At 60.2% G+C, this 22,572-nt stretch carries 18 protein-coding genes; 11 read left to right on the top strand and 7 right to left on the bottom strand.

Annotated elements, in window-relative coordinates:
- The first annotated feature begins 126 nt into the window (after positions 1-126).
- Both BN1134_RS00515 and BN1134_RS00510 read left to right on the top strand, forming a co-directional pair.
- Positions 127-3,018, top strand: coding sequence for a sensor domain-containing protein (locus tag BN1134_RS00515; protein WP_198133123.1), 2,892 nt, complete (start codon positions 127-129; stop codon positions 3,016-3,018).
- A 49-nt stretch (positions 3,019-3,067) separates the two neighbouring features.
- On the top strand, positions 3,068-3,814 hold the full coding sequence (locus BN1134_RS00510) for a class I SAM-dependent methyltransferase (RefSeq protein WP_042044600.1): 747 nt from the start codon (positions 3,068-3,070) through the stop codon (positions 3,812-3,814).
- A 1,345-nt stretch (positions 3,815-5,159) separates the two neighbouring features.
- Here BN1134_RS00510 and BN1134_RS19890 read toward each other — a convergent pair.
- Positions 5,160-5,312, bottom strand: coding sequence for a hypothetical protein (locus BN1134_RS19890; RefSeq protein ID WP_193002872.1), 153 nt, complete (start codon positions 5,310-5,312; stop codon positions 5,160-5,162).
- 150 nt (positions 5,313-5,462) lie between these two features.
- Between BN1134_RS19890 and BN1134_RS00505 the strand changes: the two genes are divergently transcribed.
- Positions 5,463-6,089: a lysoplasmalogenase gene (locus tag BN1134_RS00505; protein ID WP_042044598.1), complete on the top strand. Its 627-nt coding sequence runs from the start codon at positions 5,463-5,465 to the stop codon at positions 6,087-6,089.
- Positions 6,090-6,123: 34 nt separating this feature from the next.
- Here the strand turns inward: BN1134_RS00505 and plsB are convergent, their stop codons facing one another.
- On the bottom strand, positions 6,124-8,550 hold the full coding sequence (plsB, locus tag BN1134_RS00500; RefSeq protein WP_042044597.1) for a glycerol-3-phosphate 1-O-acyltransferase PlsB: 2,427 nt from the start codon (positions 8,548-8,550) through the stop codon (positions 6,124-6,126).
- A 181-nt stretch (positions 8,551-8,731) separates the two neighbouring features.
- Here plsB and lexA point away from each other — a divergent pair, with 181 nt between their 5' ends.
- The 3 genes from lexA (at position 8,732) to dinF (ending at position 11,950) form a co-directional block, all read left to right on the top strand.
- The gene (lexA, locus tag BN1134_RS00495) at positions 8,732-9,358 is read left to right on the top strand and encodes a transcriptional repressor LexA (protein WP_042044595.1); all 627 of its coding nucleotides are present in this window, start codon (positions 8,732-8,734) and stop codon (positions 9,356-9,358) included.
- 619 nt (positions 9,359-9,977) lie between these two features.
- Complete coding sequence (locus BN1134_RS00490; protein ID WP_042044594.1) at positions 9,978-10,619, top strand: SCO family protein; 642 nt, start codon at positions 9,978-9,980, stop codon at positions 10,617-10,619.
- Positions 10,616-11,950: an MATE family efflux transporter DinF gene (dinF, locus tag BN1134_RS00485; RefSeq protein WP_042044593.1), complete on the top strand. Its 1,335-nt coding sequence runs from the start codon at positions 10,616-10,618 to the stop codon at positions 11,948-11,950. The genes BN1134_RS00490 and dinF overlap by 4 nt, the downstream gene beginning before the upstream one ends.
- Here the strand turns inward: dinF and trmL are convergent.
- From trmL to BN1134_RS00470, 3 genes are read right to left on the bottom strand one after another with little or no spacing between them, the layout of a single operon-like run.
- Positions 11,947-12,420, bottom strand: a complete 474-nt coding sequence (gene trmL / locus BN1134_RS00480) for a tRNA (uridine(34)/cytosine(34)/5-carboxymethylaminomethyluridine(34)-2'-O)-methyltransferase TrmL (protein WP_042044592.1) — start codon at positions 12,418-12,420, stop codon at positions 11,947-11,949. The genes dinF and trmL overlap by 4 nt on opposite strands.
- 42 nt (positions 12,421-12,462) lie before the next feature.
- Complete coding sequence (locus BN1134_RS00475) at positions 12,463-13,773, bottom strand: ATP-binding protein (RefSeq protein WP_042044620.1); 1,311 nt, start codon at positions 13,771-13,773, stop codon at positions 12,463-12,465.
- 53 nt (positions 13,774-13,826) lie between these two features.
- Entirely contained in the window at positions 13,827-14,516 is a 690-nt protein-coding gene (locus tag BN1134_RS00470) for a response regulator (RefSeq protein WP_042044591.1), read from the bottom strand.
- 83 nt (positions 14,517-14,599) lie between these two features.
- On the opposite strand from BN1134_RS00470, the gene fieF reads away from it, so the two are divergent.
- The 4 genes from fieF (at position 14,600) to BN1134_RS00450 (ending at position 17,952) form a co-directional block, all read left to right on the top strand.
- Positions 14,600-15,511, top strand: coding sequence for a cation efflux pump FieF (fieF, locus tag BN1134_RS00465; RefSeq protein ID WP_042044590.1), 912 nt, complete (start codon positions 14,600-14,602; stop codon positions 15,509-15,511).
- Between the two features lie 8 nt (positions 15,512-15,519).
- Complete coding sequence (gene cysE / locus BN1134_RS00460; RefSeq protein WP_042044589.1) at positions 15,520-16,299, top strand: serine O-acetyltransferase; 780 nt, start codon at positions 15,520-15,522, stop codon at positions 16,297-16,299.
- A gap of 16 nt (positions 16,300-16,315) precedes the next feature.
- Positions 16,316-17,599, top strand: a complete 1,284-nt coding sequence (locus BN1134_RS00455) for a hypothetical protein (protein WP_042044588.1) — start codon at positions 16,316-16,318, stop codon at positions 17,597-17,599.
- A 143-nt stretch (positions 17,600-17,742) separates the two neighbouring features.
- Positions 17,743-17,952: a cell division protein ZapB gene (locus tag BN1134_RS00450; RefSeq protein ID WP_042044587.1), complete on the top strand. Its 210-nt coding sequence runs from the start codon at positions 17,743-17,745 to the stop codon at positions 17,950-17,952.
- Between the two features lie 61 nt (positions 17,953-18,013).
- On the opposite strand, the gene elbB is transcribed toward BN1134_RS00450, so the two are convergent.
- Entirely contained in the window at positions 18,014-18,667 is a 654-nt protein-coding gene (gene elbB, locus BN1134_RS00445; RefSeq protein ID WP_042044586.1) for an isoprenoid biosynthesis glyoxalase ElbB, read from the bottom strand.
- Positions 18,668-19,055: 388 nt separating this feature from the next.
- Between elbB and polA the strand changes: the two genes are divergently transcribed.
- Positions 19,056-21,788, top strand: a complete 2,733-nt coding sequence (polA, locus tag BN1134_RS00440) for a DNA polymerase I (protein WP_042044585.1) — start codon at positions 19,056-19,058, stop codon at positions 21,786-21,788.
- 68 nt (positions 21,789-21,856) lie between these two features.
- On the opposite strand, the gene BN1134_RS00435 is transcribed toward polA, so the two are convergent.
- Positions 21,857-22,405: a gamma carbonic anhydrase family protein gene (locus tag BN1134_RS00435; protein WP_042044584.1), complete on the bottom strand. Its 549-nt coding sequence runs from the start codon at positions 22,403-22,405 to the stop codon at positions 21,857-21,859.
- Positions 22,406-22,572 lie beyond the last annotated feature (167 nt).

Raw genomic sequence — 22,572 nt, 5'->3', positions numbered from 1 at the left:
TGGGGGCTCTGTGCCCCCTGATTTTTTGTGTATGGTGGTATGCGTGGGCCGGTGAGCCCACTAAACCCTCCGAGAGATTCGGTTTTCCTGCTGCGCAAAGAGGCTCCCAATCTTGCCATGAGGCGAGTGCTTGATTCCGTGTACCGTGCGCTGACCGGGCTGGCTGATGTGACTGGCCTTCGGTATATCGAGCGGTTTGTCGCCGACATTGGCTCATCCGTGGAAGCGGATGCCGTCCTGATCTGCCAGCTGGGTGGCGATCGGCCGCAGCCGATTGCCCATTGGCCGGGCGAAGCCGTCGATGCGGTCGCCTTGGCCTGCCGGGGGGAACCTCTCTCTTGTCTGCTGGAACGAGGAGAGCTCTGCCTGGTTGATGGCATGGCCTCCCAATTCCCAACGACGGCGCTGGTCGGTCAGTGGGGGGCTCGGGCCTGTGCCGGCATGCTGCTGCGCAGTGCGACGGGTCAGCCGACCGGTCTGCTGTTGCTGCTCTATCGCACCCCCCAACCTGAACTGCCTCGGATCATGAGTGTGTTGCGTATGTTGGGCCCGCTGCTGGGGCGTGAACTGACGCTGATGCTCGAGCAACAACCCCAACCCTACCAACGCTGGCTCTCCCATACCCGTCGCCAGGGCACCATTGCCGCCTGGCAATGGGAGCCGCGCCGTCAGCACTTTCATGCCTCCAGCGAGCTGTGTCGACTGCTTGAGAGCGAGACGCTGACGCTGGAAAGCTGGCTGGCGATGGTGCAGCCACAGGATCGCCAGTATCTGCAGGATGCGTGGTGGCAGTTGATGAGTGGTCAGCGTGATTACTACCAGCTCGAATACCGTTTGCAGACTCCGGCGGGGACTCCCAAGCTGCTGCGCTCCCAGGTCTTCGGGGAACGCGATGAAGAGGGGATCACCTGTCTGCATGGGGTGGTGCAGGACATCACCACCCCACAGACCCTGCGTGAGGCCGAGGAGCATAACCACCTGTTGCAGGCCATGTTGGCGCACACCCGGGTGGGGATTGGTCGGCTCGATCGGCAGGGGCGGTTGCAGTGGAGCAGCCCTGCGCTCTCTCAGATGCTGGGCCAGGCGGCGGCAGTGGCTCAGCCGCTCGAGTCGTGTTATCTGGCCAGTGATTTTGCCCCCTATCGGGAGCGCTACGCGGCGCTGCTGGGCGGGGAGCCGGGTCACATCACCATGGAGCTGCGCTATGTTGGCGCCGCAGAAGAGCCGAAGTGGTGCCGCTGTACCCTGAGCCAGACCCAGGATAGCCAGAGTGACTACCTGCTACTGGTGATGGAGGATATCGATAGCAGCAAGCGCGATGCCGAGCAGTTGCGCCTCTCCCATCGGGTTTATGACAACCTCTCCGAGGCGATCCTGGTGTGCGATGCCGACAGCCGGGTCATCTCTGTTAACCCGGCATTCGAGCAGATCACCGGTTATCGGCTGGACGAGGTGAAAGGGCAGCGCCCCAGCATGCTTAAGTCGGGGCTGCACGACCAAGCCTTCTACGCCGACATGTATCATGCCCTGGCCAGGGTTGGTGTGTGGCGTGGCGAGGTATGGAATAAACGCAAGAACGGCCGCATCTATCCCCAGCAGTTGATGGTGAGCAGCTTGCGTGACAATGGCCGCATCACCCAGTACATCGGCATTTTCAGCGATATTTCCCAAACCAAGCTGGCGGAGCAGAAGATTGCCAATCAGGCCAATTATGACAGCCTGACCGGCCTGCCTAACCGCTGGCTGTTTGTGCGCTGCTTGACCCGTTTCTGCGAGCGGGGCGAGCGCTTCGCCTTGATGGTGCTTGATCTCAACAACTTCAAGGCGGTCAACAACTCCATGGATCACCACGCCGGTGATGCCCTGCTGCGCGAGGTGTCGGATCGCCTGGTGAGCCGGGTTCGCACCGATGATCTGGTGGCCCGCATCGGGGGGGACGAGTTTGCCTTCCTGGTGCCGGGGATTGTCAGTCGCCGTCAGGCCGAAGTCTTTGCCAAGCAGGTGATCGGCGGCTTCAACCGTCCTTTCATGCTGGCTAACCAGCACCTCTATGTGACGGCAACCCTGGGGATCACCCTCTGCCCGAGCGATGGCAATGAAGGGGAGGTGCTGCTGCGCAACGCCGAGCAGGCGCTGTTTGAAGCCAAGCGAAAGAGCCGGCCGCTGGCGGTCTATTGCTCCTCGATGCGGGAGGAGGTGAAGATCCGCCACCAGATGCAGCAGGATCTGGCCGAGGCGATCAAACAAGGCCACCTTTCTATGGCCTATCAGCCTATCTGGGACAACCACTCGGGGCGGGTGGCCAAGCTGGAGGCGCTGGTGCGCTGGTACCATCCCCAGTGGGGGCAGGTCTCGCCGGCCGACTTCATTCCGATGGCGGAAGAGGCGGGTCTCATTCAGGGGCTGGGCGAGCAGGTGCTGTGGCAATCTTGCCGCGATCTGGCGCGGCTCAAAGGGGCTGGATTTAGCGATCTGCAGATGTCGATCAACCGCTCCACCCTGGAGTTCCAGACGATCGATACCGAGGGGAGCGAGTGGCTCAAGGTGATCCACCACTTCGGGCTCGACCCACGCGACATCGTCATCGAGATCACTGAAACCCTGCTGATGGATGCCGGCGAGCAACACCGGCTGCGCATCGAGGCGCTGCGCCGTGCTGGCTGTCAGATCGCCATCGATGATTTCGGCACCGGCTATTCGGCCCTCAACTACCTGCGCACCTTCCCGGTCGATCTGGTCAAGATCGATCGCTCCTTCGTACGCCATATCCCCTTCAATGAGCAGGACCGCATGTTGCTGGAGGGGATCATCAGCATCGTGCACAACCTGGGCATGCAGGTGGTGATCGAGGGGGTCGAGACGCGTGAGCAGCTCAACTTCCTGAGCAGCAAGGGGTGTGCTTATACCCAGGGGTTCTTGCTCAGCAGGCCGCTGCCGTTTGAGGATCTGCTCGCCTATCTACGACTCAATCACGGGGCGCTCGAGCAGCCTTCGCCTGCACTGGCCAGCCTCTCCTAATCGGGCTGTGATACACTGCGCGGCAGTGATCCCAGTCCGGCAATGACGAATGCAAATCCTGATTGAAGACCCCTCCAGGGCCGCCGAGGCGGCCAGCCTGTATGAGCGCCTCGCAGGCGTTACCCTGCCCGATTTTGCTCTGGTGCTGACCCATGAGCGGCTGGAGCTGCGCAAGCTGGATGAACCCAAACTGGGGGCCATCTATGTGGATTTCGTTGAGGGGGCGGTGGCCCATCGGCGCAAGTTTGGTGGCGGGCGTGGCCAGTCCATCGCCAAGGCGGTTGGTCTCAAAGCGGGGGCCAACCCCAGCGTGGTCGATGCCACCGCCGGTCTTGGCCGCGATGCTTTCGTGCTGGCTTCGCTCGGTTGTCAGGTCACGCTGATCGAGCGCAGCCCTGTGGTGGCGGCCCTGCTTGAAGACGGGTTACAGCGAGCGGCGCAGGATCCCGAGATTGGGCCCTGGGTGCGTGAGCGTATGCACTTGCTGCATGGGCCTGCCGTGGAAACCTTGCGCCACTTGCCGGGGCGACCCGATGTGGTCTATCTCGACCCCATGTTTCCACACAAACAGAAGTCGGCGTTGGTAAAGAAAGAGATGCGGGTCTTTCAGTCGTTGGTGGGGGCGGATTTGGATGCCGATGTTCTGTTGCCAGCCGCACTTACGGTGGCGCAGAAGAGAGTGGTGGTAAAACGGCCTGATTATGCCGGTTGGTTGAACGAGCAGAAACCGAGCATGGCCATCGAGACCAAGAGTAACCGCTTCGATGTCTATGTGGTCGGTGCATTGCCGGCCTGATTGAGGCGAGTCAGAGAAAGGCCCATAAAAAGATGGGGGCGACTTTCGTCGCCCCCGGTAGTCGTATCGTTCAATTCCGTGAACGTGGTTGCTCCCTGCAATCCCTGACTATACCTCTTCCCTTAGGTTTCCCCTTCCCAATCCTTTGGGGTGTCCTTGCGGCCATCATGGCCTGATGAGTCATCCTGTCCCATCACACTTTCTCCATCCTGGGAGGTGTCCTTTGCCACATCCTGTGGCTCGTCCATTTGCCCTACCCTGGCAGCCGACCGTCCTAGTCGACTTCATTGCGTCCGTGCAGGAGTGAATATAAGGGTTTTCCTCTGCCGCTCAATCAGCTCCTGCTATTTTTGTTGAGATAAAATGTGTGCGATGAGATTAAAAACCATTAAATGTATTTAAAATCAAATTCTTATGTTTGGTTGTGTGGCTTGTGGATGGATCGATATCCGTATCTTGCTGCTACATTGCAGGTGTAATGCTTACGAGGTCGATGGCAAATGTCTCACAAGGATAATAATCAAGAGCGGACTCGATAAGCGCTTTCAGACGAAGAGGGGGGGTGAGTGGGAAAATGAAGCAATAAGAAAGGGGGACAGCCATTGCTGTCCCCCTGAGTCGTGGTGTCCAATCCGTGAACTGCTGTGCTCCCTGCACATCCCTGACGACATCCCTTCCTTAGGAATATCCTCTTCCCAATCCTTCGGGGTATCCAGTGCCTCCTGGCTTAGCAACCATCCTGGTCACCGCACTCTACTCCGTCCTGGAGGTGTCCTTTACCGCATCCAGCGGGGTTCCCTGTTCATCCGTGATACATGGCCATCCAGCCATGGGATTCATCCTGAACCTGTCCACCCATCACTCCGATGGGGTTCCTTGCATCCTGCCGAGGGTCATTCCTAACCACTCATCCCTACCATGGGATTCCTACCTTCCAGGTTGATGGCACTCCGTCCATCACCGCGTCCTTCTGAGATTCATCATAAAGTGTTGTGCCGGTGGAACAAGGCACTGTGCTACTCAAGAAAATCCACGTGTTTTTAAAAAACCTTAAAAATGATAAAAATTTAATTATTATCAATGAGTTAATTTGCGTGTAATGAAAAGCTCAGTGGTTAGGAAATGGTTTGCGCACGTGGTGAGACACACTCCTCTCACATGGGGTATGGCGAATGTCTCACAAAGATGAACCTCTAGGTTGGCCTATTTATCCAGAATAAAGTGTTACGCGGGCCAAACATGTTGAATTTTTGTCCAACTTGTTTGAGCCAACTTGTTTGAGATAGGGGCACGGGGTCAGTAAAAAGAGAAAGGCGCATGACGCGCCTTCTTCTGGGAGGAGGTTTTATTCGGGGAGTTCTTGCTGCTGTAACTCGATCAGCGCCTGCTGGTCGCTACATGAGAGCCCAAGCTCTTCGCAGGCCTGCTCGAAGCTGATCCCCAGATGGCACATCATGATGTCGATGGCGGGCAGGTAGTTTTTCATCTTTTCGTCCATGTTGGGTTTCCTTGGCGATTCTTATGCCTCAGTGCTCCATGTGCCTCAATTAGACTTTAGGCTAATCGGGTCGCCCTCTGCCGTCCGCCTCTGCTTTTTGTTAGTCTTGCTGGCGCAAGTCTGCTCGGTCGTGTGGCAGGGGAGTGAGAGATGTTTTTGAGTGTCCTGATTATTGCGTCCGGCTGGTGGCATGTGCGGGCCCTCGGAGAGGGATTACGGCGACAGCTCTATATCAGCAAGGTGTTGACGATGCTGCTGATCATCGCGTTGGCGTTCAACTATCGGGGTTATGACCAAGATGGTTCCCATGCCTGGATCTTGCTGGGACTGTTTCTTTCGTTGGCAGGGGATATCCTGCTGATGCTGCCCTCCGATCGCTTTGTGCACGGTCTTATCGCCTTTCTGGTGGCGCACTTGTGCTACATCGTCGGTTTTGCCCAGGGCCCACTGGTGCTCAAGTTGCTCGATGGCTTGTTGCTGCTTGCGCTGGCCGCCACCGTATTTGGTCTGTTGTGGCATGGGTTGGCTGAGATGCGCCTGCCGGTATTGGTCTACATGCTGACGATTCTTGCCATGGTCTGGGTAGCCGCCGGCGCTTGGCATGCTTCACTGACCGCAGGTACGGCGGCCGCTCTGGTGGGGGGGCTGTTGTTTCTTTTCTCCGATGGGGTGCTGGCTCTGGATCGTTTCTTTCGTCCCATTCCACAAGCCCCGGCCTGGGTGATGAGCAGCTACTTTGCTGCCCAGTTCCTGATGGCCGCCTCACTGGCTGGCTAAGCGCCAATAAAAAGCCCCCTGGCGGGGGCTTGATTCAACAGGTCGGACAGCAGGCGCGTATGGTTCGCTGCATCTTGCTGCTCAGGAGCGGCAGTATGTTGTCGGCCAGCGCCTGGAAACGGCCCATGTCGGGTTTGCACTCAGGATCCAGGTACCCTTCGCTGCGCAAGGTATGCACCAGGGTTGTGAAGAGCTTCTGATCGAAGAACTCGGGGGCATTGATGCCGTGCAAGGTGCCGAGACGTTCGGCCATCATCATAGCGTCGGCTTCCAGTTGCTCTGCGGCGACACCGGGCTGGGCCAGCACTCGGGTCAGCACAATGGCGTAACGTTGCAGCGTCTCTTGAATACTCTCCGCCAGCAGCAGTAACCGCATCTGATTGCTCGGATTGACCCAGAATCCTTCCTCCTGCCGCAAGATCAGCTGCTCTTGCTCGAAGACTGCCAGCAGCTCGCTGACTCGTTCCGGTATCGCCTCTTCAGGGAAGTGGAGGAACAGCTCCCGTTGCAGCAGCGGATAGATATCGACGCAGCGGCCGATGATTTCACTCTCTCCGAGCCCTTCACAGCGATCGATCAGCGCCGCGACCAGGGAGGGCAGGGCCAGCAGGTGAAGGATGTTGTTGCGGTAATAGGTAAGCAAAATCGCCTGATAGCGATCCAGGCTGATGATCTGGCCCAGCTTGTCTTCGCTGACCTCAAATTTATTGAGTTCAATCGCCTGATCGAGCAGCTCCTTGGCGCTGTTGTCGGGCACAGTGCTGTAGGGGCCATAGGGCGCTTTGCGCAGCAGGGTGAGGTAGGTCTCTATCTGTGCTTCCAGCTCGTCACGGGTCAGCGCATGTCGCTCCGAGGCGAGCAGCGCCACGGCGCTCAGGGTCAGGCCATTAACCGCAGCCGCTCCGTTGATGCGGGTCATCAGCATATCGGCGAGGTGGTTGACGGTGGGGGCCATCCACTGCGGCCGTTCCTCTTCGCTGGCATGGTCGCGCCATTCAGGCACATGTTCGCTCAGGTAGGTGTTGAGGGTCAGCGGCTCGCCGAAGTTGACGAAGCCCCGGCCATAGTTGCGCAGTTTGCGCAGTATGCCGATCACCTGCAGGAAACTCTCTTTCTCCTTGCGACTCCCCTGCAACTCCTGATGGTAGGTGTTCACCTCCATCACATGTTCATAGCCGAGGTAGACGGGGACGAAGGTGACGGGTCGATCCAGCCCGCGCATCATGGCCTGCAGCGTCATGGCCAGCATACCTGTCTTGGGTGGCAACAGGCGCCCGGTGCGCGAGCGTCCCCCTTCGGTGAAGAACTCGACCGAATAGCCCTTGGCAAACAACAGGTTCAGGTATTCACGAAACACAGTGCTATAGAGCGGGTTGCCCTTGAAGGTGCGACGGATGAAGAAGGCTCCACCACGGCGGAACAAGGGGCCGGCCGGCCAGAAGTTAAGGTTGATCCCCGCAGCGATGTGGGGTGGCACCATGCCCTGGTGATAGATGACATAGGAGAGCAGCAGGTAGTCCATGTGGCTGCGGTGACAGGGCACGTAGACGATTTCATGCCCCTCTTGGGCCAACTGACGCACCCGTTCGGCCCCGTTCACCGAGAGACCACGGTAGAGCTTGTTCCAGAGCCAGCCGAGGATGCTGTCACCGAGGCGGATCAGGCGATAGGAGAAATCGGAGGCGATCTCATCCATATAGCTGAGGGCCCGCTTGTGCGCCTTTTCCTCGCTGATGCCCTCGCGGATCGCCTCGTGGCGAATGGCATCTTGAATGATGCTTGAGTCGAGCAGCTGCCGGAACAACAGGTGGCGGTTGGGCAGCTTGGGGCCGGTGGCGGCCAGCTGCTGGCGACCGAAGTGGAAGCGAGCCACCCGCGCCAGCTTGTGGGCGATGGCTTGGTCGGTGCCGTGTCGGTCAGCCATGTGACGAAGGGACACGGGCGGGGAGAAGCGCACCAGGTTTTCACGTCCTTTGAGGGCGACGATGAGCCCTTTCTTCAGCATGTTGGGGGCCAGGCTGCTGATAATGCTGAGGCTGGATGCCTCCTCACCTTCGCGCCCAGGGGCCCGTCCCCAAAACAGGGTCACCGGCACCAGCTGGATGTCGAGCGCGGGATCCTGCTTATGCAGGTCGAGAAGTTGCTGAAACTCCTGCAAGAAGGGCAGTGGTTCGCTGCGCTTGCCAAACAGGGGCGGCGGGCGATCCAGGCAGACATAGCGTGGCAGCGATTGTCCACCTAGCTCGAGCGGAGTGAAGGGACCGGGCAGGTAGAGATCTTCGCAGCACTGCTGCAAGGTCAGCAGGTCGGTGATGGAGCTGGTCTTGAGGGCATAAACGATGGGGCGCTCAGGATCCAGCTTCAGCTCTGCGATGGGGTTTTCCGGCAGGCTCTTGTGATTGACCAGCCAGCGTACGGGCCATTGCAACATGGCGCGGGAAATGCTCTGCCCAAGGGACATCGGTATTGCTTCTCCTGTAAAAAGGCCGCAGGAGAATAACAAATCGCCATCGTTTTGTCGCATAGAGGTACGATGAGTGTGGGTCGCGGGGCGGGATCACTCAGGCGCGCCCTTTTGGCTTGCCTTGGCATGGATACTGTATATACTGCCAGTGTGCTGTATAAAAAGACAGGTGCCGATCATGAAACCCCTTACTCCCAGGCAATCCCAAGTGCTGGAGCTCATCAAGAGTAATATGAGCGAAACCGGCATGCCGCCCACCCGTGCCGAGATTGCCCAGAAGCTCGGTTTCAAGTCGGCCAATGCGGCCGAGGAGCATCTCAAGGCCTTGGCCAAGAAGGGCGCCATCGAGATCATGCCGGGTACCTCGCGCGGCATCCGTCTGTTGATCGAGGAAGAGGAGGCCGCCAACGAAGAGAGTGGGTTGCCGCTCATCGGCAAGGTGGCGGCAGGGGAGCCGATCCTGGCTCAAGAGCATATCGAGAGCCACTATCAGGTCGATCCCACACTGTTTCATCCTCGGGCTGACTTCCTGTTGCGGGTGCAGGGCATGAGCATGAAGAACATCGGCATCATGGATGGCGATCTGCTGGCGGTGCACAAGACCCAGGAGGTGCGTAATGGCCAGGTGGTGGTCGCGCGGGTCGATGACGATGTCACGGTCAAGCGCTTCCAACGCAAAGGCAACCAGGTGTGGTTGCTGCCTGAGAACGAAGAGCTCTCTCCCATTCAGGTCGATCTCTCTTGCCAGCAGTTGGCTATCGAGGGATTGGCGGTCGGTGTGATTCGCAACGCCGACTGGATGTAAACGACGGGGCCGATGGCCCCGTTTTCGTCTCTAACTCCTTTCTGCCATACATCAGGGACTTGCCATTGGGCATGTGTCCCGACCTCGCTGTGCCCACCGGTTATCGTCTATATCCTTTGTATTGAAGCGGAAGGTCATCTCACGGCCCACCAGGCAACAATCTCCGCAAGAATAAACATTTATTGACACGGAAATAGGTGTGGCGTCATCCGGCGCCGCAGGAAATCGTGGTTCTGCCCGGTAAGGAGGACAGATATGTTGATACGTTCTCACCCTCATGCTCAGCCACTTACCCGCATTACGCGTTGCATCGGAGGGAGCTGGTTGACCCGTTTCTATGGGCTCTGGTTACAACGCAGGGAAAACGGTTGGTCGCTGTGGTTAGGCTGTCCGCACAGCAAGATCGTGCATCTTATTCGGTTGCTACAACACCATCCGCAACGCTACGAAAAACCGGCAACCGTGATCCCGCTGCACGGCTGGCACGCACGCCACGGCAGAATTTCTACCCCCCATTCTGGACAATAATCCAGATCGGCATGGTCTCTAAAGGGGGGTGGCAACGGCGAGTTTCCGGGTACAATAGAATCTATTGTCTCATGAGCAAGGTTTGCCGCATATGTTCAGATGGCGTTATGTATTGCCAGCCGCGGTCATCATAGTGGCTGGTGCGTTGCTGTATCCGACGCTTTTGCATCAACCGCTCCCTGAGTTTGCCAACTATTTTACCAAGCCCCACGCCCTGAATGTCTTTCACCTGAAAGAGTCGGATGGAACTAGTTTTACCAAGGATGAGCTGAAGGGGCGTTGGTCGTTCGTCTTCATTGGGTACACCTTCTGTCCCGATATCTGTCCGACCACACTGGCCGATCTTCGTGCCATCTACCCCACGCTCAAGGAGACGGACCCGAGCAGTCAAGTGGTCTTCGTCTCGGTGGATCCGAAGCGGGATGATCTGCAGCGTCTGAGTGGCTATACCCGTTTCTTCAGTCCGGAGTTCAAAGCGGTAACCGGAACCCAGGTGGAGCTCTATTCGTTCGTGCGCAACCTCGGTTTGGTTTACTCGATCGTCGATGAAGACGCGGAGCGTAAGGATTACCTGATCGATCACTCGGCTTCTATCGTGCTCATCAATCCGGATGGTGATATCCAGGCCGTATTCCGTCCGGAGCCTCGTCGCTCGCAGCCTCCTGAGGTTTCGATGCAGAAGATGGCGGCTGACTTCTCGCGCATCGTCGCACTCTACCATTCGGCCTCATGAGGCCACTCCCCCCCGCATGGGCGGCGCAGCGGCAGTTGTTAGCCCTGGCGCTGCCCATGCTGCTTTCGAACATCACAGTACCCCTGCTTGGTCTGGTCGATACCTGGGTGATTGGTCATCTGGGGGAGACGGCTCTGCTCGGCGGGGTGGCGGTCGGGGCGACCCTGGTTAACCTGCTTTACTGGGTGCTGGGTTTTCTGCGCATGTCGACCACGGGGCTGACGGCCCAGGCGCTGGGCGGCAACGATCAGGAGGCGCTCACGCTGCTATTGGGGCGTGGCCTGCTGCTAGCGGTGTTGTTGTCATTGCCGGTGCTGCTGCTGCGTCATCCGCTCGGTGAGTTGGCCCTCAGTTGGAGTGATGCTTCACGCGAGGTGCAGGAATATGCATTCTCCTATTTGACGATCCGGCTGTGGGGGGCGCCAGCGGCGCTGTGCAATCTGGTGATCCTGGGCTGGTTGCTGGGCCGGCATGATGCTCGCAGCCCCATGTGGCTGCTCATCGCCAGTAACCTGCTCAACATAGTGCTGGATCTCGCGTTGGTATGGGGGCTGGGATGGCGCGTCGAAGGGGTCGCGCTGGCATCCATGCTGGCGGATTATGCTGCGCTGGCGCTGGGTATCGTCTTGATCGGCCGGCATATCCCTCTTGCCGAGTTGTGGCGCAGCTGGCGTGGCAAGTTGTTTGCTCTTGCCCCTTACCGCCGGTTGCTGGCGCTCAACCGCGACATCTTCATCCGGGCGCTCTGCTTGCAGCTCTGTTTTGCCTTCATGACCTTTCAAGGGGCGCGGCTGGGAGATGTGGTCGTGGCGGCCAATGCGGTGCTGCTCAACTTCCTGATGTTGATCTCCTACGGCCTGGATGGTTTTGCCTACGCGGCCGAGGCGCTGGTCGGCAGGGCCGTGGGTGCCCGTCATCGCCCTCAGCTGGCGCAGGCCATCAGGCTGAGTGTCGGCTGGTCGTTTGGCGTCGCTCTGCTCACCTCGCTGCTGTTTGCCCTGGCTGGCTCTTCGCTGGTAGCGGCCATGACCTCCATGACTGACGTCATTGCCGAGGCGCAGCGCAACCTGCCCTGGCTGATCGCCATGCCGCTGCTGGCGGTTTGGTGTTATCTGCTCGATGGCATCTTCATCGGCGCAACCCGGGCCCGCGAGATGCGCGACAGCATGCTGCTGGCGGTGCTGTGCGGTTATTTCCCGGTTTGGTGGCTGCTGCGTGACTCAGGCAACTTGGCGTTGTGGGCGGCGCTCGCCGCCCTCATGGTCGGTCGGGCATTAGGGCTGGGCTGGTGGCTGCATCGCCTGTGGCACAGCCGGGCCCTGGTCGACTAGCGCACGTCGAGCGCGCCGGGATAGCCCAGCTGGCGCCAGCTCTCATAGACGAAGATGGCGACGGCATTGGAGAGGTTGATGCTGCGGCTGTCCGGCCGCATCGGGATGCGCAGGCGCTGCTCGAGTGGCAGGCTCTCGATGACCTCCAGCGGAAGACCTCGGCTCTCCGGGCCAAACAGCAGGGCATCGCCCAGTGCGAAGTGGGCGTCGGAGTGGCAGGCGCGCCCCTTGGTGGTGCAGGCAAACAGCCGCTGCGGGGCCACTGCTGCCAGGCAGCTGGCCAGATCCGGCCAGCGCTTCACATCGGCAAACTCGTGGTAATCCAGCCCCGCCCGCTTGACGCGCTTGTCATCCCAGGCAAAGCCCAGCGGCTCTATCAGGTGCAGCCGATAGCCGGTATTGGCGCACAGGCGGATGATATTGCCGGTATTGGGGGGAATTTCCGGCTGGTAGAGGATGACGTCCAGCATGGTTGGCTCCAGCTATGGGCAGGGGGCGGCCAGCATACCGGCTCAGGCCGGGCTTGAGAAGCGCCCGCCCAGCGGTAGACGGATCTCGATGCGCAATCCCTTGGGAGGGTGATTGCCGGCATGGATACGGCCGCCGTGGTGGGCGATGGCCTCGGCCGCAATGGCTAACCCAAGGCCGGTGCCTCCGCTGCTGGCGTTGCGGGCCCCATCGACCCGGAAGAAGGGCAGAAAGAGCCGCTCCAGCAGCTCTGGCGGGGCGCCCGGCCCGTCATCGACGATCTCGAGTACCCACTCCCGCTCCTCCTGCCACCACTCCAGCGTGACTTGCCGCTCGGCGTAGCGCAGCGCATTGCGCAGCGGGTTCTCGATTGCCCGTGCCAGCAGCTCGGGCCAGATGTTCAGCGTCAAGTCGGGCAGCGAAGGGTAGTGCAACAGGATGCCGCGCTCGCCCGCCTCGAAGCCGGCATCTTCCAGCATGGGTTCAAGTACTTCTGCCAGCGGCATCAGGCGCGGTGGCTCGCTGTGCTGTTGCAGTCGCGACAGGGTTAGCAGATCGCCTATCAGGGCGTCGAGTTTGTGGATCTCGCTGGCGATGCGCTCTAGCTCCGGGCTCTCTCCCTGCTTGCGCCGCGCCAGCGACTGGGCCAGCTGCATCCGGGTCAGTGGGCTGCGCAGCTCGTGGGAGATATCGGAGAGCAGCCGTTTTTGCTCTTCGATCATGCTCCTTAGGTTTTCCACCATGTGCTCTATGCTGTCGGCCAGAACCCCGATTTCATCGCGCCGGCGCAGATGAGGGATACGGGTGTTAAGCTCGCCGGCCGCAATGCGCGAGACCGCTTTTTGTAAGGCCAGGGTGGGACGGGTCAGGCGCCAGGCCATTAGCAGACAGAAGGGGGTGCTCACCAGCATGGCGGTGGTCAGTACCCGCACCGGGTGATCGAGGATGGAGAGCAGCAGTGACTGGCTCTCGAGTGCTCGGCTCAGATAGACCAGGTAGGTCTGATCCTTGTGATGCAGTGGAAAGGGGCCAGCCAGCAGGCGTGACTCGTGGCGGCGCATCATGGGTTTGCCCGGCTCATCCGAATCGAGCATGAAGCGCATGATGTTTTTGTCTGGATGGCGGGTGCTCTGCACCACGTCATTCCCGTGGCGGATATAGATGTCACGGATATTGAGCTGGCCCGACTGCTGCAACATGGTGGCCAGATCGAGCTCCTGGCTGCGGCCGGCCAGCCGGCTGAGGGTGTCGATGATGAACTGCTGCTGCTGTTGCTCGGCCTCCGGCAGCGGGGCCAGATTGCGCGGGTCCAGGGTCGGCAATATGGTGACTGCCGCCAGCATCAGCAGCAGCATGCCCCAGAACCAGAGAAACAGCCGGGTGGTCAGGCTGTGCAGGTGCAGACCGCTCACTCCCCCTCCAACCAGATGTAGCCCTTGCCCCGCACCGTCTTGAAACGGGGGTGGCCGTCACTGCGCTCCGGCAGCTTCTTGCGCAGGTTGCTCAGGTGCATATCGATGGCCCGATCGAACGGCTCCAGCGGTTTGCCGAGCACCTGTTCCGAGAGCTGGTTCTTGCTGACCAGCTGGCCAGGGTGGCGCAGCAGACACTCGAGCAGGCCGAATTCGGTGGCGGTCAGCTCAAGCGGCTGGCCATGGCAGGTGGCGAGCTGGCTGCCCGGTTGCAGGCGCAGATCCATGAAGCGCAGCTCTTCGCCAGTCGCGTGGCGCTGCTGGCTCTGGGTGCGGCGTAAAATGGCGCGGATGCGGGCCAGCAGCTCCCTGTCGTCAAACGGCTTGGCCAGGTAGTCATCGGCGCCACTCTCGAGCCCCTGCACCCGGTCCTGGCTGTCGCCCCTGGCGGTCAACATCAACACGGGGGTGTCCCACTCCCGGCGCAGGGTGGCCAGCATGTCGAAGCCGTTCATGTTTGGCATCATCACATCGAGCAGGATCAGATCGAAGCGAGACTCGGTAAGCCGCTGCAAGCCGCTGATGCCATCACAGGCGACCGTCACCTGAAATCCTTCCAGAGTCAGGATTTCGTTGAGCAGCGTAGTAAGGTCGCTATCGTCATCGACCAGCAGGATCTTGTTCATGAGAGCGTCCAGAGCAATTTGGCCGCTTAAAGTGGCCTTCCATGCGGGTATAATATGCATTTACTTTCAGGAGGAAAGCGGCTTTGAGCCATGACAACTATTCCCGGCTGGTGACCCTGGCCGGTGTGGCGGCCATCACGACCGCGACCCTGCTCATCATCGGTAAGCTGATCGCCTGGCTGATGACCGACTCGGCCAGCCTGCTGGCCTCCCTGACCGATTCTTTCATGGATGTCAGCGCGTCGGTCATCAATCTACTGGCGATCCGCTATGCCCTTGCACCCGCAGATGATGAGCACCGCTTCGGCCATGGTAAGGCCGAGTCGTTGGCTGGGCTCATCCAGGCGGCGTTTATCTCTGGCTCCGCCTTCCTGCTGGTGATGCACGGGATCTCCTCCCTGCTGCAACCGGGCCCACTGCCTCGCCTTGAGGCCGGTCTCTGGGTCAGTGGCGGCTCCATGGTGTTGACCCTGCTGCTGGTCACCTTCCAGAGCTTCGTCATCCACCGCACCGGCAGTGTGGCGGTCAAGGCCGACATGCTGCACTATCGCTCGGATCTGTTGCTCAATGGCGGGGTGTTGCTGGCGCTGGTGCTGGCAGGACAGGGCTGGTACTGGGCCGACGGCGCCTTTGCCATCGCCATCGGATTGATGCTGTTGTGGGGAGCGGTGCACATTGGCTGGGAGTCGGTGCAGGCATTGCTGGATCGCCAGTTGCCTGTCGAGGTGCAACAGCGAATAATGGAGCTTTGCTGCCAGGTCGAGGGGGTGCACGGGGTGCATGATCTGCGAACCCGCCAGTCCGGCCCGACCCGCTTCATCCAATTGCACCTGGAACTCGATGACCGCCTGCCCCTGGTGGAGGCGCACCGTATCGCCGACGAGGCGGAGGCAGCACTACTTCGCAGCTTCGAGCGCACCGATGTCATTATTCATATGGACCCCATGTCGGTCGTGAGCAAAGAAGCGGCTTCATCGGGTCCACAACCATCATAGGCAGGAACATGGACGACCTCGTTGCCCAAACCTGGCACAAGATCCGGCAGGAGGCCGCCCAGATGGCGGCCGCCGAGCCCATGCTGGCCAGTTTTTTTCACTCCACCATTCTCAATCACCGTAACTTGGGCAGTGCTCTGAGCTTCCAGCTTGCCAACAAGCTCGACAGCGCCACCATGCCGGCCATCAGCCTGCGTGAGATCATCGAGCAGGCCTTCGCCAGTGAGCCTGAGCTGCTTGCCATCGTCTCTGCCGATATCTGTGCGGTGCAGGAGCGGGACCCGGCCGTTGAATGGTTCTCTACGCCGCTGCTCTATCTCAAGGGGTTCCATGCCCTGCAAGGTTACCGGGTGGCCAACTGGCTGTGGCGCCAGGGGCGCAAGCCGTTGGCGCTCTACCTGCAAAACCAGATATCGGTGGTGTTTGGTGTCGATGTGCATCCGGCGGCCCGTATCGGCAAGGGCATCATGTTCGACCATGCCACCGGCATCGTGGTGGGAGAGACCGCCGTCATCGAGAATGATGTGTCGATCCTGCAAAGCGTGACGCTGGGGGGCACCGGCAAGGAGGGGGGCGACCGCCATCCCAAGATCCGTGAAGGGGTGATGATCGGTGCTGGGGCCAAGGTGCTCGGCAACATCGAAGTGGGGCAGGGAGCCAAGATCGGCGCCGGTAGCGTGGTGATCGGGCCCGTCCCTCCGCATACCACGGTGGCGGGTGTTCCGGCCAAAATCGTTGGCCATCCCGGCTGTGACAAGCCTTCTCTCGACATGAACCAGGGTATCTGACCCCTTCGGAGTCTGCATGGCCAAGCGTTGGTCGGGGTATCTCATCCTAGCGATGTGGCTGCTCAATTTGCTGGCCCTCTATCTTGGTGCCTCGGTGTGGCCAGCGGCACTGGCCGCCTGGGGGGCATCGCTGCTGACCTGGCCCTATCTGGTGGGCGCCGCTCGCCGGCAGGCGCTGGCCTTGTATGGTGCGGCCCTGTTGCTGGGGCTGTTTGCCTGGAGCCAGGGGGCCAGTTTCAAGGCGGCGCAGTGGCTACTGCCCAATATCAACATGCTCACCATGTTTGCCGCCGTCAGCACGCTCAATCTGGCGAGCGGTGGCCTGGCCGCCGGTAGCGAGGCCTGGTCGGGGCGCAAGGGGCTGTGGAGCACCATGGCCAGCCTCAACCTGCTCGGCGCCGTGATCAATCTCTCGGTGCTCTTCATCATTGGTGACCGGTTGGAGCGGGGGGGAACCCTGGAGCGGCGCCAGGTCATGGTGCTGAGCCGCATCTTCAACGTGGCCGCCTTCTGGTCCCCCTTCTTCGTCGCCATGGCGGTCGCACTCACCTATGCCCCCGGGCTGACTCTCTCCGCCATCTTGCCCTTCGGTATTCTCGGGGCGCTGGCGGCGATGGGGATCACGGCGTGGCAGGTGGAGCGGCTCGGTATGGAGGGGTTCAGCGGTTTTCCCCTGCATGCCCGCTCTCTGGCTCTGCCGGTGGCGCTGGCCATCGCGGTATTGCTGGTCAAACAGCTCTGGCCCTCGCTCTCTATCCTGGCCATCATCGCCCTGATGGCGCCGCTGCTGGCCCTGCTTTTCATGCCGCCGCAGGGGCGGGGGGCGGCATTGAAACGCCAGGTGCGCGAGCGTTTCCCGGCCATCGGTGGCCAACTGGTGTTGTTCCTGGGGGCCGGGTTACTGGCTGCGGGGATTAACAGTGCGGTGTCGGTACTCAGCCTGGGCGGGATGGATCTGCCGCTTTTCAACCATTTCGGCGCCATTGAGGCCAGTCTGGTGCTGCTGGTGATGCTGCTGGTGGCCATCCCTGGGGTGCATCCCATCATCAGCATCTCGGGGTTGGCCCCCCTCATCTGGCCGCTTAACCCGGACCCCAACTTGCTTGGCATGACGTTCCTGCTGGGATGGGGGCTGGCAACCGGCACCAGCCCGCTGTCGGGGTCTAACCTGGCCCTGTCGGCTCGTTACGGAGTTGGCGCCGGCCAGTTACTGCGCTGGAACCTCGGTTACGGGGCCCTGCTCTATCTGGTCTGCTGCCTGTTGCTCACCGGGTACGCCTGGTTGCACGTTGGGATTTGACGCAGATTTGAGCACTAGCCGGCGGCGTGCCGCAAATTGTCTGGCTTCGGCTTGTTTGACCCGGCGCCATCAGGGTATGCTCCCCCTACGCGCTTGGGATGGCCCGCGTCGGGCTACGCACTTGAACATGAAGGGTATTGACTATGTCTCTTGAAGTCCTTGAACAACTTGAATCCAAAGTCCAGACCGCCGTTGACAACATCTCCTTGCTGAAGATGGAGCTGGACGAGCTCAAAGAGCAGAACGACAAGCTGCAGGAAGAGAATCATCAGCTGCGTAACGAGCACCAAGCCTGGCAGGAGCGTCTGCGTGCCCTGCTCGGTAAGATGGATCAGATGGGTGAGTCGGTTTAAGACACGCTGCTGAGTCGATCAAAAGAGGCCGCATCATGCGGCCTCTTTGTATTTGTGAGGATCAGCACATCACGAGCAGCTGCTTGATCGTTTTCTCGATCCCCTCGGCCGCCTCGGCGATAGAGCCGGCCAGCATGTAGGCCGGGGTGGAGATCACCTTGCGCTCCTGATCGACGACAAATTCATTGACCGGGCAGGCTAGGTGGGCGCCGCCCATGGCCTCGATGGCAGCGGCCGTCTCCTGATCATCCCCGATGGTGACCAGCGTGCCTTCACCATAGATCAGCGGGATCATGACCGGCGCGATGCACAGATAGGCCGCGGGTTTGCCGGCCACAGCGAAGCTCTGGCAGGCGCGCAGCACATCCGGCTGTAGGTGGGTCTTGGCTCCCGTGAAGGCGAAGTCACACAGGTTTTTGGCGGCACCAAAGCCACCGGGCAGCAGCAGGGCATCAAAGTCGGCGGCATCGAGCTCCTTCACGTCGCGGATCTGGCCGCGGCTGATGCGGGCGGCCTCGACTAGCACGTTGCGCGTCTCTCCTTCGCTGACTTGCCCGGTCAGGTGGTTGATAACATGGTGCTGGGGGATGTCAGGGGCGAAGCAGTGGTAGTCTGCACCCAGGCGGGAGAGCGCCAGCAGGCTGATGACGGCTTCGTGGATCTCGGCGCCATCAAACACGCCGCAACCACTCAAGATCACTGCCACTTTTTTCATTTCAGGCTCCTTGTTTGCCAAAAGTGTGAGGTTGCTGCCATCGCGGCAATGTCGCCTGCATGGCTCGGGCGGTCGTCTGGCGGGCAAGGATCCTTGTGCTAGGATCGTTACTCGCTTGATCTCACCCGGTTTCAGTTGTGATATTTTGTCCACATTCTCCATCAGGATAGAATGTGCGTCCATAAGCTGTTGTCATAATGCAACTATATGATTTTAATTTGATTTTGTATGTTTGTCACAGCTTTGCCACCGATGTGTGGCGGCATTGCCATTTTTGACCACAGAGTTATCCACAGGATGAGACGATCCTTTCGCCGGATCCCCACCTTGGTCATGCCCGCACCCTGTGGCATCCTACCCGCTGTTTTCGTGAATTCAGGACTCCCCCATGGCTCACCCCCTCATTCTGGTTGATGGTTCTTCCTATCTCTATCGGGCCTTCTTTGCCTCCCAGCAGGCCGATCTGCGCACCTCCTCCGGCATGCCTAGCGGCGCCGTGCGGGTGATGACTAACATGCTGCGCAGCCTGCTCAAGCAGTATCCAGAGAGCCATGTGGCCGTGGTGTTTGATGCCAAGGGCAAGACTTTCCGCAATGATCTCTATGCCGATTACAAGGCCCACCGTCCGCCGATGCCGGACGATCTGCGCAGTCAGGTTGAACCGATTCATCGCATCATCCGAGCCATGGGGTTGCCGCTGCTCATTATCGAAGGGGTCGAGGCGGACGACGTCATCGGCACCCTGGCGCGGGAAGCCACCGAGAAACAGCTGCCGGTACTCATCAGCACCGGGGATAAGGATATGGCCCAACTGGTGTCGGATCATGTGACCCTGATCGACACCATGAAGGATCAGGTGACCGACCGTGACGGTGTTGTCGAAAAGTTCGGTGTACCGCCTGAACTCATCATCGACTACCTGGCGCTGATGGGGGACAAGGTGGACAACATTCCGGGCATGCCCGGAGTGGGTGAGAAGACCGCCCTGGCTCTGTTGCAGGGGATCGGTGGCATCGACGCGATCGCCGCCAACCTGGACAAGGTGGCCGCGCTCGGTTTTCGCGGCTCCAAGACCTTTGCCGATAAGTTCCGCGAGCAGGAGGCGATGGTGCGCCTCTCCTATACCCTGGCCACCATCAAGACCGACGTGGAGCTGGCGGTGGCCATTGAGCAGCTCGAACTGGCGCCGGTGGATAAAGAGAGCCTGCTCGATGTTTATCGAGAATATGAGTTCCGCAATCTCATCAAGGAGCTGGAAGAGGGCGGCAATGCCGAGGAGGCAGAGGCCGAGCCGGCGGCGCCGGCCATCGAGACCGAATACGCCTGTGTGCTGGACGAGGCCGAGCTGGATGGCTGGATTGAACGCCTGAAGGGGGCCGAGCTGTTTGCCTTCGACACTGAGACGACCAGCCTGGATTACATGGAGGCGCGCATCGTCGGCGTATCGTTCGCCATCGAACCGGGCAAAGCGGCCTATGTGCCGTTCGGCCACGACTACTTGGGGGCGCCGGTTCAACTGAGCGAAGAGCTGGTGCTCGGCAAACTCAAGCCGCTGTTGGAAGACGCGACTCAGCGCAAGGTGGGGCAGAATCTCAAGTACGATCGCAACGTGCTGCTCAATCATGGCATCGAGCTGCGTGGCATCGCCTATGACACCATGCTCGAGTCCTACGTGCTCAACTCCACCGGCAGTCGCCACGATATGGATACCCTGGCCCAGAAGTATCTGGGGGTGGAGACCATCACGTTCGAGTCGATCGCCGGTAAAGGGGTCAAGCAGTTGACCTTCAACCAGATTGAGTTGGAACAGGCCGCCCCCTACGCGGCGGAAGATGCCGACATCACCCTGCGCCTGCACCATGCCTTGTGGACACAGCTGAGCGCGGTGGAGCGTCTGGCGGGCGTGTTCCGAGACATCGAGATGCCGCTGCTTAGCGTGCTTGCAAGGATGGAGCGACTGGGCACCCCGATCGAGCCCAAGCTGTTGCATCAGCAGAGTCAGGAGATCGAGACGCGTCTGCGTGAACTGGAGCAGGAGGTGCACGCTCTGGCCGGTGAAGAGTTCAATCTGGGCTCCCCCAAGCAGCTGGGTGAGATCCTCTTTACCAAGCTGGGGCTGCCGGTCATCAAGAAAACGCCCAAGGGGGCCCCCTCCACCGCCGAGGAGGTGCTGGCCGAGCTGGCAGAAACCTATGAACTGCCGCGCCTGCTGATGGAACACCGTGGGTTGGCCAAGCTGAAGTCGACCTATACCGACAAGCTGCCGCTGATGATCAAGCCGCAGACCGGCCGGGTACACACCTCCTATCACCAGGCGGTGGCGGCGACCGGGCGCCTCTCTTCATCGGACCCCAACCTGCAAAACATCCCGGTGCGCAACGAGCAGGGGCGCCGCATTCGTCAGGCCTTTGTGCCCAGCCCCGGCTTCAAGCTGGTGGCGGCCGACTACTCCCAGATCGAGCTGCGCATCATGGCGCACCTCTCCGGCGACAAGGGGTTGCTGGCCGCCTTTGCCGAAGGTAAGGATATCCACCGCGCCACGGCCGCCGAAGTGTTTGGGGTTGAGCTGGCCGCCGTGACCAGCGACATGCGCCGCAGCGCCAAGGCGATCAACTTCGGCCTGATTTATGGCATGAGCGCCTTCGGTCTGGCCAAGCAGCTCGGCATCGGTCGTGCCGAGGCGCAGAAGTACATGGATCTCTATTTCGAGCGCTACCCTGGGGTGCTCGAGTATATGGAGCGCACCCGCCAGCAGGCCGAGGCTCAGGGCTATGTCGAAACCCTGTTTGGCCGTCGCCTCTACCTGCCGGAGATCAAATCCCGCAACGCCGGCCTGCGTAAGGCCGCCGAGCGTGCCGCCATCAACGCTCCTATGCAGGGGACGGCGGCGGATATCATCAAGCGAGCCATGATTACGGTGGACGATTGGATCCAGACCGAGGGCGAGGATGACATCCGCATGTTGATGCAGGTGCACGATGAACTGGTATTCGAGATCCGTGAAGAGCGGGTGGCGGCGCTGGTACCGACCATCAAGAGCATGATGTCGGCTGCGGCTGAGCTGCATGTTCCGCTGGTGGTCGAGGCGGGGACGGGTGACAACTGGGATCAGGCCCACTAAGGCTCGTCACCATCACAACTCCTCCTTATATAGATGAAGAGAGCCCGGCGTTGCCGGGCTCTGTCTATTCAGGGGGTCGCCTGCTCGGCCAGGTATTCGTCCTTGAGCAGGACATAGTTGTCGGCTGACTGCTTGAGGAAGGCGATCTCATTTTCATTCAGCGGGCGCGCCTGACGCATCGGGTTGCCCATATAGAGGTGGCCGGAGAGCAGCCGTTTACCCGGCGGCACCAGGGTTCCGGCCCCGATCATGACATCGTCCTCCACTATGGCCCCATCAAGTAAAATGGCGCCCATCCCGACCAGCACCCGGTTGCCGATCGTGCAGCCGTGCAGCATCGCCTTGTGGCCGACAGTCACATCCTCGCCGATGATGAGGGGATGCCCTTGCGGGTTATCAACACTCTTGCGGGTCAAATGCAGGACGGCACCGTCCTGAATATTGCTGCGGGAGCCGATGCGGATGACATTCACATCGCCACGCGCGGCCACCATGGGCCAGATCCCCACGTCATCTCCCAAAATGATGTCACCGACCAGGGTGGCACAAGGGTCGATATAGACCCGTTGCCCCAGAACCGGGCGCTTTCCCTTGTAGCTTCTCAGTTGCCAAGTCATCTCGTTTCCTCCTGCCAAGTGAACCTATTTTAACAGCCGAAACCATAAGGTTGTGGATAAGTTTGTATAAAAGCTGTGTTTGGATATGAATAACTAGGTAAAAGCAGATTTTTGCAATTTTATTGCTGGGGAGGGGTTGTCATGGCGCGCCGGCTCCCTATAATGCG

The sequence above is a fragment of the Aeromonas simiae genome, assembly GCF_000820125.1.
GTDB lineage: Bacteria > Pseudomonadota > Gammaproteobacteria > Enterobacterales > Aeromonadaceae > Aeromonas > Aeromonas simiae.
Note: the sequence above shows the minus strand (reverse complement) of the source record. Positions and strands in the feature narration are given on the sequence as shown.

Bases quoted from the DNA above. Each gene is read 5' to 3' on its own strand.
- BN1134_RS00510 (WP_042044600.1), top strand. From the start codon at position 3,068: ATGCAAATCCTGATTGAAGACCCCTCCAGGGCCGCCGAGGCGGCCAGC.
- BN1134_RS19890 (WP_193002872.1), bottom strand. From the start codon at position 5,312: ATGGACGAAAAGATGAAAAACTACCTGCCCGCCATCGACATCATGATG.
- BN1134_RS00505 (WP_042044598.1), top strand. From the start codon at position 5,463: ATGTTTTTGAGTGTCCTGATTATTGCGTCCGGCTGGTGGCATGTGCGG.
- plsB (WP_042044597.1), bottom strand. From the start codon at position 8,550: ATGTCCCTTGGGCAGAGCATTTCCCGCGCCATGTTGCAATGGCCCGTA.
- lexA (WP_042044595.1), top strand. From the start codon at position 8,732: ATGAAACCCCTTACTCCCAGGCAATCCCAAGTGCTGGAGCTCATCAAG.
- BN1134_RS00490 (WP_042044594.1), top strand. From the start codon at position 9,978: ATGTTCAGATGGCGTTATGTATTGCCAGCCGCGGTCATCATAGTGGCT.
- dinF (WP_042044593.1), top strand. From the start codon at position 10,616: ATGAGGCCACTCCCCCCCGCATGGGCGGCGCAGCGGCAGTTGTTAGCC.
- trmL (WP_042044592.1), bottom strand. From the start codon at position 12,420: ATGCTGGACGTCATCCTCTACCAGCCGGAAATTCCCCCCAATACCGGC.
- BN1134_RS00475 (WP_042044620.1), bottom strand. From the start codon at position 13,773: ATGCTGCTGCTGATGCTGGCGGCAGTCACCATATTGCCGACCCTGGAC.
- BN1134_RS00470 (WP_042044591.1), bottom strand. From the start codon at position 14,516: ATGAACAAGATCCTGCTGGTCGATGACGATAGCGACCTTACTACGCTG.
- cysE (WP_042044589.1), top strand. From the start codon at position 15,520: ATGGACGACCTCGTTGCCCAAACCTGGCACAAGATCCGGCAGGAGGCC.
- BN1134_RS00455 (WP_042044588.1), top strand. From the start codon at position 16,316: ATGGCCAAGCGTTGGTCGGGGTATCTCATCCTAGCGATGTGGCTGCTC.
- BN1134_RS00450 (WP_042044587.1), top strand. From the start codon at position 17,743: ATGTCTCTTGAAGTCCTTGAACAACTTGAATCCAAAGTCCAGACCGCC.
- elbB (WP_042044586.1), bottom strand. From the start codon at position 18,667: ATGAAAAAAGTGGCAGTGATCTTGAGTGGTTGCGGCGTGTTTGATGGC.
- polA (WP_042044585.1), top strand. From the start codon at position 19,056: ATGGCTCACCCCCTCATTCTGGTTGATGGTTCTTCCTATCTCTATCGG.
- BN1134_RS00435 (WP_042044584.1), bottom strand. From the start codon at position 22,405: ATGACTTGGCAACTGAGAAGCTACAAGGGAAAGCGCCCGGTTCTGGGG.